This window comes from Daquilactobacillus linshuiensis (genome assembly GCF_052828685.1).
This window is the reverse complement of record NZ_CM128255.1, coordinates 398,296-415,585: the sequence shown is the minus strand read 5'-3', so window position 1 is coordinate 415,585 and position 17,290 is coordinate 398,296. Positions and strand designations below refer to the sequence as shown.

At 29.9% G+C, this 17,290-nt stretch carries 18 protein-coding genes; 1 reads left to right on the top strand and 17 read right to left on the bottom strand.

What is annotated here, in order from left to right:
- Positions 1-5: 5 nt before the first annotated feature.
- The 16 genes from hprK to ACUV9F_RS02125 all read right to left on the bottom strand — a co-directional run bounded on the left by hprK (position 6) and on the right by ACUV9F_RS02125 (position 15,444).
- Positions 6-950: an HPr(Ser) kinase/phosphatase gene (hprK, locus tag ACUV9F_RS02200; protein WP_446184059.1), complete on the bottom strand. Its 945-nt coding sequence runs from the start codon at positions 948-950 to the stop codon at positions 6-8.
- Between the two features lie 86 nt (positions 951-1,036).
- Positions 1,037-1,387: a phage holin family protein gene (locus ACUV9F_RS02195; protein ID WP_446184058.1), complete on the bottom strand. Its 351-nt coding sequence runs from the start codon at positions 1,385-1,387 to the stop codon at positions 1,037-1,039.
- Between the two features lie 62 nt (positions 1,388-1,449).
- On the bottom strand, positions 1,450-2,103 hold the full coding sequence (gene phoU, locus ACUV9F_RS02190) for a phosphate signaling complex protein PhoU (RefSeq protein WP_446184338.1): 654 nt from the start codon (positions 2,101-2,103) through the stop codon (positions 1,450-1,452).
- A 21-nt stretch (positions 2,104-2,124) separates the two neighbouring features.
- Positions 2,125-2,886 (bottom strand): phosphate ABC transporter ATP-binding protein PstB, encoded by a 762-nt coding sequence (gene pstB, locus ACUV9F_RS02185; protein ID WP_446184057.1) that lies wholly within the window; start codon positions 2,884-2,886, stop codon positions 2,125-2,127.
- A gap of 8 nt (positions 2,887-2,894) precedes the next feature.
- Positions 2,895-3,695: a phosphate ABC transporter ATP-binding protein PstB gene (pstB, locus tag ACUV9F_RS02180; protein ID WP_446184056.1), complete on the bottom strand. Its 801-nt coding sequence runs from the start codon at positions 3,693-3,695 to the stop codon at positions 2,895-2,897.
- On the bottom strand, positions 3,695-4,585 hold the full coding sequence (gene pstA / locus ACUV9F_RS02175; protein ID WP_446184055.1) for a phosphate ABC transporter permease PstA: 891 nt from the start codon (positions 4,583-4,585) through the stop codon (positions 3,695-3,697). Before pstA ends, pstB (ACUV9F_RS02180) begins: the two co-directional genes overlap by 1 nt.
- On the bottom strand, positions 4,585-5,505 hold the full coding sequence (gene pstC, locus ACUV9F_RS02170) for a phosphate ABC transporter permease subunit PstC (RefSeq protein ID WP_446184054.1): 921 nt from the start codon (positions 5,503-5,505) through the stop codon (positions 4,585-4,587). Before pstC ends, pstA begins: the two co-directional genes overlap by 1 nt.
- 1 nt (position 5,506) lies before the next feature.
- Positions 5,507-6,367: a phosphate ABC transporter substrate-binding protein PstS family protein gene (locus ACUV9F_RS02165; RefSeq protein ID WP_446184053.1), complete on the bottom strand. Its 861-nt coding sequence runs from the start codon at positions 6,365-6,367 to the stop codon at positions 5,507-5,509.
- A 151-nt stretch (positions 6,368-6,518) separates the two neighbouring features.
- A complete protein-coding gene (locus ACUV9F_RS02160; RefSeq protein WP_446184052.1) occupies positions 6,519-6,866 on the bottom strand; it encodes a DUF805 domain-containing protein in 348 nt (115 codons plus the stop codon).
- Between the two features lie 9 nt (positions 6,867-6,875).
- A complete protein-coding gene (locus tag ACUV9F_RS02155; RefSeq protein WP_446184051.1) occupies positions 6,876-8,534 on the bottom strand; it encodes a sensor histidine kinase in 1,659 nt (552 codons plus the stop codon).
- Positions 8,524-9,192: a response regulator transcription factor gene (locus ACUV9F_RS02150; protein WP_446184050.1), complete on the bottom strand. Its 669-nt coding sequence runs from the start codon at positions 9,190-9,192 to the stop codon at positions 8,524-8,526. Before ACUV9F_RS02150 ends, ACUV9F_RS02155 begins: the two co-directional genes overlap by 11 nt.
- 8 nt (positions 9,193-9,200) lie before the next feature.
- Positions 9,201-10,317 (bottom strand): peptide chain release factor 2 gene (prfB, locus tag ACUV9F_RS02145; protein WP_446184049.1). Its coding sequence is split into 2 segments (ribosomal slippage): positions 9,201-10,244 and positions 10,246-10,317, totalling 1,116 coding nucleotides; the frame shifts between segments, so codons are not numbered across the junction.
- Between the two features lie 46 nt (positions 10,318-10,363).
- On the bottom strand, positions 10,364-12,724 hold the full coding sequence (gene secA / locus ACUV9F_RS02140) for a preprotein translocase subunit SecA (RefSeq protein ID WP_446184048.1): 2,361 nt from the start codon (positions 12,722-12,724) through the stop codon (positions 10,364-10,366).
- Between the two features lie 156 nt (positions 12,725-12,880).
- The gene (gene hpf, locus ACUV9F_RS02135; RefSeq protein WP_446184047.1) at positions 12,881-13,429 is read right to left on the bottom strand and encodes a ribosome hibernation-promoting factor, HPF/YfiA family; all 549 of its coding nucleotides are present in this window, start codon (positions 13,427-13,429) and stop codon (positions 12,881-12,883) included.
- Positions 13,430-13,520: 91 nt separating this feature from the next.
- Positions 13,521-14,003 carry a ComF family protein gene (locus tag ACUV9F_RS02130; RefSeq protein WP_446184046.1) on the bottom strand — a complete coding sequence of 161 codons (483 nt, stop codon included), beginning with the start codon at positions 14,001-14,003 and terminating at the stop codon, positions 13,521-13,523.
- 187 nt (positions 14,004-14,190) lie between these two features.
- Positions 14,191-15,444 (bottom strand): helicase-related protein, encoded by a 1,254-nt coding sequence (locus tag ACUV9F_RS02125; RefSeq protein ID WP_446184045.1) that lies wholly within the window; start codon positions 15,442-15,444, stop codon positions 14,191-14,193.
- A 29-nt stretch (positions 15,445-15,473) separates the two neighbouring features.
- Between ACUV9F_RS02125 and ACUV9F_RS02120 the strand changes: the two genes are divergently transcribed.
- Positions 15,474-16,103, top strand: coding sequence for a YigZ family protein (locus ACUV9F_RS02120; protein WP_446184044.1), 630 nt, complete (start codon positions 15,474-15,476; stop codon positions 16,101-16,103).
- Positions 16,104-16,114: 11 nt separating this feature from the next.
- Here the strand turns inward: ACUV9F_RS02120 and ACUV9F_RS02115 are convergent, their stop codons facing one another.
- Positions 16,115-17,209, bottom strand: coding sequence for a glycosyltransferase family 4 protein (locus ACUV9F_RS02115; protein ID WP_446184043.1), 1,095 nt, complete (start codon positions 17,207-17,209; stop codon positions 16,115-16,117).
- Positions 17,210-17,290 lie beyond the last annotated feature (81 nt).

Sequence of the window (17,290 nt, the reverse complement as noted above, 5' to 3'; positions counted from 1 at the left end):
ATTATTTAATCCTTCTTGTTATTTGTGTTTTCTTGTATTAACTTACTTAAATTATTTTCAAAAGTCTTTGTAGCGTCAAATCCCATTCTCTTAGAGCGAAAATTCATTGCTGCTACTTCAATAATAATAGCTAAGTTTCTACCTACTTTAACAGGAACAGTAATTTTAGGTATCTCAACTTCAAATATATTTTGTTTTTGCTCTCCAGACCCTAATCGATCATAGTTTGAATTTTGATCCCATTGTTCAAGATGAATAATCAGTTCAATTTCCGACTCACTTCTAACTGCTCCGGCACCGAATAGATTCATTACATCTATAATACCGACACCCCTAATTTCAAGTAAATGATTCAAAATCTTGGGTGCCTCTCCAATAACTGTTTTTTCATCTTGTTGATATACTTCAACACGATCATCAGCAATTAATCTGTGTCCTCTTTTAACAAGTTCCAAAGCTGTTTCACTTTTCCCAACTCCAGAATCACCTGTTAACAAAACACCAATTCCATAAATATCTACTAATACTCCATGAATACTTTGGCGCTGTGCAAGTTGCTGATCTAAATATTCCGTTATCAGACTAGATAGTCGAGTAGTTGGTAATTTAGAACTAATAATTGGAATATGATTTTCTTGAGCTTTTTGTAATAATTCTTTTGCTGGTTTTAAATTTCTTGAAATTAAAAACATTGGTGTATCGTCTAAAGACATTTTTTGAAAAATATCTTTTTTGGTTTCAGAGTCCATTTCTTCAACATAGGCAGTTTCAGTTTGACCTAAAAGTTGAATACGTTCTGATGGATAATAATCAAAATAACCTGTTAATTCAATTCCTGGTCTTGAAATATCACTTACAGTGATAAACTTTGAATCTACAAATTCTTCACCAGAAATAATCTTTAATTCATTATCTTCAACTAATTGTCTAACACTCACTTGATTGTCCATAGCTTTCACCACCAAATTATTTCATTACTATAAGTCTATCATTTTATAGAAATTTTACATACAAAAAAACGACCAAAAAAGGTCGATTAGTCTCGTGATTTAGAATAGTTAGTAATAATTGTACTTGCGATTGATAGTAGAATTGATACTAAAATTGCACCACCAAAACTTGTAAATTCAAATTTTCCACTCATAAATACTGAAGTTATTTCTAAAATTATTGCGTTTATTACTATTGAAAATAGTCCAAACGTCAATATTGTTATTGGAAATGAAATTATATGTAATATTGGTTTAACCGTTAAATTTAATAATACAAGTATAAAACTTGCAACTAAAGCGGTCATAGCACTATCAAGGATAAAATATTGAGGTAATATTTGTGCAATGGCTAAAAAAAGAAGTGTATAAATAATAGTTTTTGTTATAATTCTCATTAAAGTTTTCTCCTAAAATAGAATAAATAATATTCTATCTTTTTTTATTTATATGTCAAAATTTAATTAAGCTCAACAACATGTCCACTCTTTAAATAAACTATCCATTCACAGATATTAGTTGCATAGTCTCCTATACGTTCTAGATAACTGGCAACAAGCATGTATGAAGTGCCACCAATTATTGTTTCTGTATTTTCTTTCATTTTATCAATACTTAAATCACTTACTTGTCTAGCAAATTGATCAATCACATCATCTTCTTTAGCAATTAATTCTGCTTTTTTTTCATCTTCTTTAACGTAAGCATCTAAAACATCTTCAACTATTTTTTTTACACTATCACCCATTTGTGCGATTAATTCTTCTGCTTCCGGAATTCTTTCATTTCCTTTAACATCAATAGTAGCTTTAGCAATACTTACTGCGTGATCACCCATTCTCTCTAAATCAGAGCTTGCCTTTAAAACCGTAACAATCATTCGTAAATCACTAGTTACAGGCTGTTGCAATGCAATTAATTCAAAAGAACTTTTTTCTAAATCAGTCTCTCTTTTATTGATTCTTTTATCATTTTGAATTACCTCTTTTGCTAATTCCTTATCATGATTAATAAATGCACTTACTGATTTTAATATTGATTCGTTAACCATCATTCCCATTTCTGAAAATCGAACATGTAAGTTATGTAAATCTTCTTCAAATGCAGTTCTCATCGTCATAGTTTCATCTCCTTTTTATCCGAATTTACCTGAAATATAATCTTCAGTTTGTTTCTTTTTAGGATCTAAGAATATTTTTTTTGTTTCATTCATTTCTATCAATTCGCCATCTAAAAAAAACGCTGTTCTATCTGAAATTCTAGATGCTTGTTGCATATTATGAGTTACAGTTATTATTGTATAATCTTGTTTCAATTCTAACATCATGTTTTCAACCTTAGTTGAAGATATGGGATCAAGAGCACTCGTTGGCTCATCCATTAATATTATATCTGGCTTTACTGCTATAACTCTTGCAATACAGACTCTTTGCTGTTGACCACCAGATAAAGATAATGCACTTTCATTAAGCTTATCTTTAACATCATCCCAAACAGCTGCAGCTTTCAAGCTGGTTTCAACAGCTTCATCCAATATCGCACGATCAGTTATACCAGCAATTTTTAATCCAAAAGTTACATTATCATAAATTGAAAAAGGAAAAGGATTAGGCTGTTGAAATACCATACCAACTTGTTTCCTTAATTCTACAGTATCAGTGTTGGGTGCGTAAATATTTTTTCCATTTAATTCTATATTTCCTGTAATCGTAACATTTGGTATTAAATCATTCATACGATTTAGTGATCTTAAAAAAGTTGATTTACCACAACCAGATGGACCAATTAAAGCTGTAATTTCATTTTCATAACATTGAAGCGTAATCCCCTTCAATGCTTCTTTTTTACCATAAAACAAATGTACATCTTTAGCTGTTAGAATTGCTTGTTTTGTCATATTTACTCCTAACCAAAATGTCCCGAAACATAATCTTCAGTCAATTTTATTCTTGGTCTTGTGAAAATTTTTCTAGTTTCATTAAATTCAATTACTTGTCCCATGTGAAAAAATGCAGTGTAGTCACTTATACGTGCCGCTTGTTGCATATTATGAGTAACTATAATAATAGTAAAATCATCCTTTAAATTCATCATAGTTTCTTCAATATTCTGAGTTGAAATTGGATCAAGAGCACTTGCCGGCTCATCCATTAATAAAATATCAGGTTTCATTGCAATTGCTCTTGCAATACATAGACGCTGTTGTTGACCTCCAGATAAAGATAGCGCGCTTTTATGTAAATCATCTTTTACTTGATCCCATAAAGATGCCTGTTTTAAAGTCGTTTCAACAACCTCATCTAATTTTTTCTTATCGTGTTCTCCATATCTTTCAAGAGCAAAAGTAATGTTTTGATAAATAGATTTTGAAAAAGGATTTGGTCTTTGAAATACCATGCCAATATGTTTTCTCATCTCATATACATCTATATCGTTACTATTTATATCTAAATCTCGATATATTATTTTACCTTCTACTCGTGCAGATGCCACTGTATCATTCATTCTATTTAAGGATCTTAAAAAAGTTGATTTGCCTGATCCTGAAGCTCCAATCAAAGAAGTAATTTTAAATCTTTCAAACTGTAATGATGAACTATGAAGAGCTTCTTTATCGCCATAAAAAACTTTCAAATTTTCAGTAGTCATGGCCATTTCGTGTTTATTCTCATTTAACTTATAAATAAAAGTATCTTTTTGAGTCATTATTTATTTCCCGTCATTTTTATATAAATAAGATTACCAATATATCTAGAAAGTAGATTAAATATCAACACTGCAATTATCAAAACAGCTGAGGTTCCTGCGGAAACTGCAATTGCATCTGGAATCAACCCTTCAGAGTTAACTTTCCAAATATGTACAGCTAGAGTTTCAGCTGGTCTCATTAAATTCAATGGACTTGTAATACTCATTGGATTTAAATTTGTAAAATTAATTGGTGGAGCACTCTGACCGGCCGTATAAATTAATGCAGCAGCCTCTCCAAAAACTCTGCCTGCTCCTAAGATTAATCCTGTAATTATTGCAGGAAGAGCATCTGGAATGATTACCTTCGTAACAGTTTCAAACTTTGATAACCCTAGAGCTAATCCTGCTTCTCTTTGAATATTTGAAATAGACTTTAGAGAATCTTCAATACTTCTAATGAGTAGAGGTAAATTAAATACAGTTAATGTTAACGCACCGGATAAAATTGAAAATCCAATATGAAAATTGATTACAAAAATCAAGAATCCAAATAAACCAACTACAATCGAAGGTAATGAACTTAAAATTTCTATTGAAGTTCTAATAATTCCAGCAATTTTCCCATTTGAACTATATTCAGACAAATAAATGGCAGTACCCATTGCAATTGGAACTGATATTATCATTGATAAAATCAATAGAAAAAAAGAATTAAACAATTGAATTCCAATTCCACCACCAGCGGAGAAACTTTCAGCCTTACTTGTTAAAAAATGCCAATTTATATATTGAATTCCACGTCCTAATATATATACCAATAAACTGGCTAAAATTAAAACTATAATTCCTGACATAATATAAATTACTATTGTAGCAATTTTATCAATTTGTTTTGGTTTTAACATTACAACGTTCCTTTCTTAGCAATAAATTTGACTAAAGAGTTGAACAGCAATGACATCAATAATAATAACAACGCTAAGGACCACAATGCATTGTTAGCTGTTGTTCCCATAACAGTATTTCCCATATTCATAGTCAAAACACTTGTTAAAGTTGATGCCGGGGATACTAAGTTTTGGGGTAATAACATTGCGTTTCCAATAACCATTTGAACTGCCAGTGCCTCACCAAAAGCTCTTGCCATTCCAAAAACAATCGCAGTAAATAAGCCAGGTGCACCTGCTCTTAATACTACTCTAGAAATGGTCTGCCATCTTGTTGCTCCAACCGCTAAAGAAGCTTCCCGATAATGTCTAGGAACTGACTTCAAAGCATCAATGCTCATCGAAGTAATAGTTGGTAAAATCATTACAAATAAAACAAATGTCCCTGCTAGAATACCAAAGCCACTTCCGCCAAAAACTTTTCTAACAAATGGAACCACAACGGAGACACCAATAAATCCGTATACGACAGATGGAATTCCAACCAGCAATTCAATAACAGGTTGTAATATTTTTTTTCCTAATTTAGGAGATATTTCGGTCATAAATATTGCTGATGCAATTGCAAACGGTGTAGCAATGATTGTTGCCAAAAACGTAACAGCAAAGGATCCAAATATCATTGGCAGCGCACCTAATAAGGGATGTCCCTTACTGTCTAATTTATCAGCTGACCACATGGAATGAGTCAAAAAATCTATAATATTTACTTTATCCATTACAAATATCGCAATACCCTTTGAAGCAATAAAACCAATTAAAGAAATGACTAAAACAATTATGATTGTGGTACAAAACATAGATATAAATTTCCCACGAAATTCTCTTTTAGCTGAGGTTGACCTTACTGTTAAACTTTCCTTAATAGTGTCATTCATGTTAATTATCTCCAATTTTTGTTACATTTCCTGCTATATCTTTTTTATAATTCATATCTTTTATCGGAATATATTTCATTTTTCTTACTACATTATTTTGTACTTCAGAAGACAAGACATATTTAATAAATTTTTTTGTCTGTGGTTTTGCTTTTTTTTGTATATACATATGCTCGTATGACCAAATCTTCCATTTATTATTAACTATATTGTTGTAAGTAGCTTCTTGATTGTCTATTTTTATCGTTTTAACATCTTTATTAATATATGGCATTGCCAAATAGCTTATCGAACCAGGCGTGTTTGCTATTATTTGTCTAACCATTCCACTTGAATCCTGTTCTTGAGAACTTTTAGTATCTAAATTATTCATAACTGATTTTTCAAAAACTGATCTCGTACCACTTCCACTTGCCCTATTAATTATAGTAACTGGGAGATTAGGACCACCGACTTCTTTCCAATTGGTTATTTGACCAGTAAAAATTTTTCTAAGTTGAATTAAAGAAAGATTTTTTATATTTAGTTCTTTATTAACAATCGGTACAATTCCTACAACGCATATCTTATAATCAATTAAATTCTTAGCATTAATTCCCTTTTTTTCTTGAGCAAATAAATCGGAATTCCCTATGTCAACTGCCCCAGCTTGTATTTGACTTAATCCCGTTCCGGTTCCCCCACCTTGAACATTAATATAGATATTTGAGTTCTTATTTGAATATCTCTCACTAGCTGCTTCCGTTAATGGTTGTACAGCAGAAGACCCGACAGCTGTTATTGTTTTTTCTTTTGATTGCGAACAACCTGAAACAATGAGTAACACTACCATAGAAAAAAATAATAATAATGATTTTTTCAAAACTCTATTCCTCTTTTTATCTTTTATACTTTTATGATAAAAAATGAATGTAAATTTTATGTAAAAAAATATCCCATAGTCATAACTTCATGATTATGGGATATTTATCATCAATGTTCAATTGCTAAACAACTTCTGCCACAGTTTGCCTTTATTTAGATAATCTAACTTCGCTACTAGGAAGACATAGAAGAATAAAAACCGCAATTTGACCCAAAACTGGAAAAATTTTCAAAAATATTAGATACCAAGGATAACCCGCGTCATTAATTCTTTTGGCTTCTGCAACTGATAATGAAAATTTTGCCAATATGAAAAATATAGAACCTAAAACTTTTAAGATTAAACTATTTGTATTATCAATAAAATATATAATGCAACCAGAAAAAATTAATACTAATATTACATATCCTAATGATCCAAGCCAAAATTGTATTCTATTTAGTTTTCCATTAAACTTAAAAGTCCCTAAAATCATATTAACCGTTGCAGTAATCATTGTTTTCTCCTAAAGTGGTATTTTCACTTCAAACTTTGTACCGACTGTTAGCTGACTTTCTACTTTAATTGTGCCATTTAATTTATTTACGGCATCAATTACGATTGATAATCCTAATCCAGTACCTTCTATTTCTTGTGAGTGAGATTTATCAACTCGATAAAATCTTTCAAATATTCTATCTATATTTTCATCTGATATTCCAATACCAGTATCAGAAATATTAATAAGAAGTTGATTTTTTATTTCATCATGTTTCAACTTGATATCAACTTGTCCATTCATATTATTATAAATTACTGAATTTGTAACTAAATTATTTATAATTTGTTCAATCAAAAGACTCGAGCTAACTACTAAGTCAGGTCCAGTAATTTTTTTATTAACTGTCAAGTTTTTACTACTAATAGATGAACTTAATTCATCAGTAATATCATTAACTATTTCATCTAAAGAAATTTCGTCATTAAAAGTCTCTACTTCGTCTACTTGTGAAAGCTCTAAAATATCTTGTACGAGTGAATTTAATCTAATGCTTTCTTTATTAATTATTTTCAAAAATTTATCTAAATCATCGGGATTATTTTTTGCACCATTTAATAGAGTCTCACTAAATCCTGTAATTGCCGTTATCGGTGTTTTAAGTTCATGACTTACATTACTTACAAAGTCACCTTGCATTTGTTCAATTTGTTTGAATTCAGTCAAATCATATAAAATAACTATTACTTGTCTTTCAATATCTTCATCCGAATGAGCTATACGAATTACATTCGCATCAACAAACTTATTATTATCTATCAATTCTAGATTTTTATGATGATTTTTATTTTTTTTAAGTGTCTGCTCTATCATTCTACTTAAAGAATAAGTTTTTATGTCATCAATAAAAGGGTGTTTCCCTTCACTTATATTTTGTCCTAATATTACTGACATAGCTTGATTATGCATGATGACATTTCCTTTATCATCTAATAACATAACTCCCACTGGCAAATGACCTACTAATCCCTTAAATCTTCTACTTAATAAATGCTCATATTGTCTTTTTTCATTAGCAAATGTATTCAAACTCTGTATTTCTTTAACCACAGGTGTAAAAAAATCATGCGACCTTATGACCATTGGACTGATTTCTTGTCCATTTTGTATTTTTTTTAAGTTTTGGGTTATTAAAGATATTTCATAATCCCTTTTAACTTGCCTTGAATAAATTAATCTAATTAATATTACCGCAACTAAAAAATATATTATTGATAATAAACTAAAATATGCCAAATGATGATTCCACAATCTTTTTGAATGGTGTGAAAGAATCAAATAAGTACTATCGTTAATCTGTTTCGCTTTATAAAAATTTCTACTGGACAAATTAACAGTTCTTGAAACTTTTCCATCAGGTTTAATTATTTTTTTATTCCATAAATCTGTAACTTTATTAGGATATGTTTTATTAATATCTAATGTATGAATCTTTATATCATTTTCTTGAAGAAGAATTTTTTTAACTACTTTAGTTTCTTTATTCAGTTTAATATAAGACTCACTTGCAGTATCAAAGTGACTTGCTTGACTGGAATCAAGTGCCATATCCGAGACCTTAACTATACAAACATAAATTATTATTGCAATAAATATTGCCCCAAATAATGTTTTTTTATTCTTCATTGCCTTCCTCCAGCTTGTAGCCAAACCCTCTTATTGTTTTTAAAAATATTGGCTTTTTAGGATTGAATTCTATTTTTTCTCGTAAATGACTAACTTGTATATCAACTACTCTTCCAGAATTATTATCAAAAGGCCAGACATTTTCTATTATTTGTTCTCTACTTAGAATTTGATTTTTATTTTTATGTAAATATTTAAATAGTTCTAACTCTTTTTTTGTTAATTCAACTTCTTTTCTAGATGGCAATGTTAAGATATTTCCAAAGATTTCAAATTTAGTATTCTTCTTTACATCACTATTATGTCTTCTTAATAACGCTGCAACTCTTGCAACAATTTCTTCCGGACTAAATGGCTTTATGACGTAATCATCAGCTCCTGAATTAAGGCCTTTAACAATATCTTTTTTTGTACCTTTAGCGGATAAAATTAAAATTAAAACGTCATCATTTCTTTCTCGTATTTTTTTAATAAGTGTTATTCCATCAATTTTAGGCAACATTAGGTCAATAATTAACAAATCAAATTTATTTCTTTTATATTGCTCAAACGCTTCTTTACCATCACTTGCAACAAAAGTTTCATAATCTTTTTTTCTTAAATTATATTCTAAAAGAGTTGATATAGCTGACTCATCGTCAACAATAAGGATTTTCATAATTTCACCTATTCAGGATTTTTCATTTGTAATTGCCACTGTAAATATGAATTTATAAATTCATCTAGATTTCCATCCAGTACAGCTTGCCCATTTCCAGTTTCATAATTAGTTCTATGGTCTTTAACCATTGTGTAAGGATGGAAAACATAAGAACGAATTTGAGATCCCCATCCAATCTCCATTTGTTCACCTTTAATTTCAGCATTTTTCTTTGCTTTTTCTTCTAACTCTTTTTGATAAAGTTTTGCTTTTAGCATATTCATAGCTGTTTCTCTATTTTGTAGCTGTGATCTTTGTGCCTGAGAGCTAACTACAAATCCTGTTGGTAAATGAGTTATTCTAACTGCTGAAGAAGTTTTATTTATATGTTGTCCACCCGCACCACTCGATCTGAAAACATCTATTCTTAAATCATCGGGGTTAATTTCTATTTCAATTGAAGAATCCAACTCCGGCATTATTTCTACAGAAGCAAACGATGTGTGTCTTCTACCTGCGGAATCAAAAGGAGAGATTCTAACTAATCGATGCACTCCATGCTCAGAACGTAATAGCCCATAAGCGTTTATTCCTTTTATCATAAGAGTAACGCTTTTTATACCAGCTTCATCACCATCTTGATAGTCTTCAACTTCAATTTCAAATCCATGATGTTCAGCCCATCTTTGATACATACGATATAACATTGATCCCCAGTCTTGAGATTCGGTTCCACCTGCACCTGGATGTATTTCTAAAATTGCATTATTAGTATCATAAGGACCATCTAGTAACATTTGTGTCTCATAGTTCTTTAAGTCTGTCTGAATTTTTTGAACATTGGACTCTACTTCGGATTGCAATTCTACATCATTATCTTCTTGCAATAATTCTAAAGATATTTGCAACTCTTCAATAGAATTGGATAAATTATTAAAGTTTTCAAACTTAGCTTTTAACTTATTGTTCTCATTAATAACTTTTTGTGCAGTAATATTATCATTCCAAAAACCGTCTTCAGACATAAGATTCTCATTTTGTGCAATGGCTTCTTCAAGCGAATCTAAGTCAAAGAGACCTCCCGAATTGCTTTATTTTTTCTTCCATCTCAATAATTATATTTTTCAATTCACTTAATTCCATATATTTTCTCCTATTATAAAAAAGGCAGGCTTCTCGGCCTGTCTTTTTAGCGTGCAATATTTTGTCTAATTTCAGCCTTCATAAACAATCTTGTAACATCAAAATCTATACCTGATATCATTTCTTCAAACATACGATATCCTTCTTCTTGATACTCAACAAGTGGATTTAACTGACCGTAGCCACGTAATCCAATAGACTGTCTTAATTGATCCATTGCATCAATATGATTTGTCCAATGATCATCAACAACTCTTAAGATAACAACTTTTTCAAACTCTAGCATTTGACTTGGATCACCCAGGTCTTCTTCTTTTTTAGCATAATTTTCATCTACAAGATTCATCAAAAATTCGCTAATTTCTTTAGGTTTTTTACCTTGAAGATTATCCATTGAAATACGTTCTTCACTAACCATAGAAGAAGTTGCAAAGTCATAAATAGCTTTTAAATCCCAATCATTTTCGTTTCCTTGAGTATGTACGGCAACCTGATTATTAATTGTACGCTCCATCATTGGGAACAATACAGATTTAAGATCGTTTTCCTCTTGGATAACTTGCATTCTTTCTTTGTAGATAACTTCACGTTGTTCACGCATAACATCGTCATATTGAAGTGTATTCTTACGAGTATCGTAGTTATTACCCTCAACACGCTTCTGTGCACTTTCAACTTGTTTTGAAATCATTCTGCTTTGGATTACTGCATCATCATCTTCTACTTGAAATCTTTCAAGAACCTTCTTAACTCTTTCTGAACCAAAACGCTTCATCAAATCATCTTCAAGTGATAAGTAAAATTGTGTATGTCCAGGATCACCTTGACGACCTGATCGCCCACGTAATTGATTGTCAATACGACGTGATTCATGTCTTTCTGTACCGATTACTGCTAGTCCGCCCACTTCACGTACGCCAGGTCCTAATTTAATATCAGTACCACGTCCAGCCATATTAGTAGCAATTGTCACTGCCCCTCTTTGTCCGGCATTCATAACAATTTCAGCTTCTTTGGCATGATTTTTAGCATTTAAAACTGCATGAGGAATTTTTTCTCTATCCAGCATTCTTGATAGACGTTCTGATGATTCAACGGCAACTGTACCAACCAAAATTGGTTGTCCTTTTTCATGACGTTGGCGAATATCTTCAACAACTGCTTTAAATTTACTATTTAGAGTTGGATAAAGTAAATCTGATTCATCAACACGAACAATAGGCTTGTTGGTTGGAATAGAAATAACTTCCATATTATAAATTTCTCTAAATTCTTCTTCTTCGGTTTTTGCAGTACCTGTCATACCCGACAATTTGTCATACATTCTAAAAAAGTTTTGATAAGTAATGTTAGCCATAGTCTGAGTTTCATCTTGAATCTCAACACCTTCTTTAGCCTCAATTGCTTGATGGAGTCCATCAGAATAACGACGTCCTTCCATAACACGACCAGTAAACTGATCAACAATCATTACTTCGCCATCTTGAACAACATAATCAATATCCAAAAGCATAATATAATTAGCTCTTAATGCTTGATCTAGATGATGATTTAAAGCTGTATTGTCAATATCATAAAGATTATCTAGTCCAAAGTTCTCTTCAGCTTTTTTTATACCTTCTTCGGTCAAACTTATAGTCTTAGTTGGCCAATCAATCTTATAATCATCTTCAGTTAATGACTTAGCAAAACGATCAGTTCTTATATAAAGAGCTGTAGATTTTTCTGCCTGTCCAGAAATAATCAATGGTGTTCTGGCTTCATCAATTAAAATTGAATCGACCTCATCAACAATAGCAAAATGAAGTGGTCTTTGTACCATCTGTTCTTTATAAACAACCATGTTGTCACGAAGATAATCAAACCCAAGTTCACTATTTGTAGAGTAAGTAATATCAGCTTGATATGCTTCTCGTTTTTGATCAGAATCTAGTGCATTAACATTCAAACCAACTGTTAAGCCTAACCAGTTATATAACTCGCCCATTTCTTTTGCATCACGTGCAGAAAGATATTCATTAACCGTAACAACATGAACACCTTTTCCTTCAAGAGCATTTAAATAAACCGGAAGAGTTGCTGTTAATGTTTTACCTTCACCAGTTTTCATTTCAGCAATATTTCCTTCATGTAAAGTAATACCACCAATAATTTGAACTCTAAATGGGAAGAGTCCTAAAACTCTTCTTGCACCTTCTCTAGCAGTTGCAAAAGCTTCAGGTAATATATCATCTAAAGTTTCTCCATCTTCTAATCTCTTTTTAAATTCTGGAGTTTTGGCCTGCAATTGCTCATCGGTCAATTTTTTATATTCTTCTTCGTAGCTAATTACCTTATCGGCAATTTTGCCCATTCGTTTAACTTCACGTTTGTCACTTTCGACCCATTTTCTTAACGGATTTGCCATATTTTAAAAATCGCTCCTGTAATTGTATCCCTAATTATATACAAAGTATCTAAGTAATCTTATCATTTTACTTATGTAAATTAAATATATACATCTATTATTTTAACATTTTTAAAATTATAAACAAAAAATATCCCAATTTCTTGGGATATTTTTCTATTCACCAGTTTCAATTAAAGCAAACTTCCCATCATTTCTTTTATAAACGATACTAATTCCATTAGTTTCAGCATCTTCAAAGATAAAGAAATCATGTTCTAGCATATTCATTTGTAAGATTGCTTCTTCAACATCCATTGGTTTTAAAGCTACATGTTTTGTTCTTACAACTCTTAATTCATTTTCAATTTCATCATCAGTTATTTCTTCATCAACAGCAACAAAATCTTTTAAGCCCTTTTCACGTGACTTACGATTTATTTTTGTTTTATACTTTCTAACTTGTCTTTCAAGCTTATCAATGACTAAGTCAATTCCTGCATATAAGTCATCATTTAATTCTTCAGCTCTTAATACTAAATAAGGAAGTGGAATTGTTACTTCTACCTTTGTTTTAGAGTTAGGATACACCTTTAAATTTACATGTGCAGTTGGTTCTGTATTAACATCAAAGTACTTATTCATACGTTCCAACTTTTTTATCACATAATTTCTTATTGCTTCTGTTACCTCAATATTTTCTCCACGTACATTAATCTTTAACATAAAAATCTCTCCTTCCACAAAGGAATTTTAAAAGGTTTCTAACCTTTAATTAATTATATAATTGAAAACGTTTCAATACAATTAATATCCTCTATCTTGCTAAAGAAAAGGTCTCAACTTCACAATTAGAATTAACATTTAAAATAGCCTCTCGTGCATGATTTAGTGTTCTTCCTGTTGTATAAACATCATCAACAATAACAATTTTTTTTACCTCAGATATATCTTTAATAACTTGAAATTTTTGCGAAACCTTTAGTCTTTCAGTCCTAGTCTTCATAGCTTGTGAACTGTCGTTTTCATCAATAATTTTAAAAATATTTTCAAGTGGTAATTGTTTATACAGTTCTTTAACAGGATTAAATTGTCTTTTTTTAAAATGAGAATGAATTGACGGTATATAAGTTATAAGATCAAAATTCTCAAAATATTTCATTTGTCCTATTTCCTTTGAAAAAACATTTGATAATTCTACATCACCATTTCTTTTATATTCTCTAAAGAAATCATGCATTTCATCGTTATATCTGTATAAAGATTTATGCTTTACAAACTTCCCATATATTTTTTCCAATAAATACAATCATTACAAATTGCTTTTTTTGTTTTTTTAAAGCAATACCTACAATTTCTACCAATTATTTTTTCAAATCTCGAATAACAAAGTTCACATATAGCTTGCTGAATAGGTTCTTTACAAAAAATCAATTCATAAAATGATGGATTTTTTAATATTTTTTGTTTACATCTAATACAATTCACTATAAGTTCTTAGCCAATCTATTTAGTTTTTTTATTTCTAATACTGATTCTTTAACTTGTTTATTAAAGAGAAAGTAATAAAACGTTACATTATCATCAAAGTACTCTTTTTTTCTTCCCGCTCTACCTGCAATTTGAATTAACGTCTCTTTGGAAAAGTTTTTGTTATCCGAATTATAAACAATGATTTCAACATTTTTAAAAGTTACTCCTCGTTCTAAAATTGTAGTTGTAAATAGAGCAAAAATTTTATTTTCTCTAAATTCTTTTATTATCTCTATTCTTTTTTTATTTTTAGAACTAACAGCTTTGAAAAAAAAATTAAATGAATTCCTTTCTATGAATTCATTCATTACTTTAATACTAGGAAAAAACAATAAAAATCTTTGATTATTTTTATACAATGTATTTAAATGTTTCAAAATTTGCTTTTCAAAAAATAACATTTTTGATTTTGGTACTGGTAATGGTTTCCCATGAAATCTCTGACAAAGATAGTATGTTTTCTCTACATTTTTTAGTATTTCTTTTGGAGGAGTTGCCGATAAATAAATAATTTTTCCATTATTTTTTAAAGCTTTTAATATGATATTTTGAAGCCATTGATTGCCAAATAAAGGATACGAATCAACCTCATCAACTATTATTACATCAAAAGACCTTTCAAATTTAATTAATTGATGTACAGTTGCTATTATTAATTGAGCAGGTATATATTCTTCTTCTTTTTTTCCGTGCATTAATTTAGCACTTATGTCAAAAGCTTGAGTAATTCTTGGAAAAAGTTCTTCGCAAACATCAATTCTTGGAGAAACTAATGCTACCTTATTTTTATCAATAAATAAATTATTTAAAGTCGCATACAATATTTCAGTTTTCCCTGCACCTGTCACGGCCCATAATAAATGAGATTTAAACTTATATATATTTTTACAAAGCTGGTTTGAAATATCATTTTGTAAGTCACTAAGTTTCCCATTCCATTTTAAATAATTGTCTTTTTCTTTAAGATCGAGTAAATCTCTAAATTTTATCAACTTCGTATTCTCATCAATTCTCCCAAAACCAACACAAGATCTACAATATTTCTTTTCATTAATATAACCAAAATCACTACCTAAACATCGATTACATTTATTATTTTCAATGGCCGGAATAATATCATATTTAGTAGTCAAACTTAAATATTTTTCACTTAATTCGTTTAAAACTAATACTCTATTTGATAAACTCTGTATATTAAAATCATTCATAATACAAATTACGCAATAGGAGCTTTTAATTGGCAGAATATTTAACAATTGGAAAAGACATTTCAAACTCAATTGAAAAAAAAAAATCAAAATTTATAACCAATATATTTAAAGTTACATCTGAACAACAAGTTGAAGATAGGCTAACTGCTGTGAAAAAAGAACACAATAAAGCTAATCATAATTGTAGTGCTTATATATTAGGTAAAGACTCACTAATTAGACATTCATCTGATGACGGAGAACCTACAGGAACAGCTGGTGTTCCTATATTAAATGTATTAATAGAAAAAAATATTACTAATGTACTTGCTGTGGTAACAAGATATTTTGGTGGAACAAAATTAGGTACTGGCGGACTAATTCGTGCATATTCAAGCTCAATTAGTTCAGCTATAAAAGACAGTGACATAGTCCAAGCTGTCAATCTTCAAGAATTAATAATTACAATGCCATACAATCTTTTAGATACATTTAAATATACTTCAAACTATGAAATATCTAGTATCGATTATACAGATACTGTTAAAATCACTATTTATATACCTATTAATGAAAAAGAAAATTATATCAAAAACCTAAAATATAAATTTAACAACGCTCTAAACATTGTTGAAGGAAATATCAAATTAAGAGAGATTCCAATAAAAAACGACTGACTTATATAGTGTCAGTCGTTTTTATTATCTTTTTCCAATTTATTAAATATTTTTTTTATAAAATTTAGTAATGGTTGTCTATTTTCACCCATTAATCCAATTGATTCTACAAATAATTCTAAACCAATCAAAACAAAAATAGTTAATAAAATACTTCCCCATAAACTAGATAGTGGATATAACAAAGCTATAAATGAAAATACCAATGCTATTCCATAAATAACTAAGACGGTTTGTCGATGTGAAAGCCCCATTTGCATTAATCTATGGTGTAGATGATGTTTATCAGCTTGAGATATAGGCTTTTTATTTAAAATTCTACGCAACATTGCATATATTGTATCAGTTATTGGTACACCCATGATAATAACCGGAATTAAAACACTGATAAAAGTAACGTTTTTTAATCCCTTTAAAGAAAACACAGCCATCATAAATCCAATAAATAACGCTCCAGTATCTCCAAGAAATATCTTAGCGGGATGAAAATTATGTGGTAAGAATCCTAATAAGGAAGCAACTAAAGCAAATATCCAAATTGAAATATAGGTATTACCAACATTTAAAAAGAAGTAACCAACAATTCCCATTGTAAATAAACTAATAATAGACACACCTGTTGCTAATCCATCAAGGCCATCGATTAAATTGACAGCGTTAGTTATTGCCAAAATCCATATTACAGTGATTGGAAAACTCAACCAACCGAAGTCAATGTGTCCAATAATTGGTAGTTCTAAGAAATCCATTCTAATACCAGCTAAGAAATAAATAATTAAAGAGGCAATAAATATTCCAAGCATTTTTTGCCTAGGCTTTAATTCTCTTATATCATCAATCATTCCAGTTAATATAATTACACATTCAGCCAAAAATACACTAAACAATTCATGTGTGGGTATTTGATACCTTAATAAAATAAAAGTTGAAAACGTAAACGCTAAAAATATAGCAACTCCACCCATTGTTGGCATAGGTGTTTTATTAACCCTTCGTGCATTCGGATTATCGACAGCTCCTAAAACAAATGCTAATTTTCTAACAAACGGTGTTAGAATTGCAGCGATTATCATTGTGACAAATAATTTAACAATAATACTAAACATTTCTTTCCAACTTTCATTTACTTATTAATATAATTATACAAATTGCAAGGTTAATTACAATAAAGTGTTAAATATACTTAA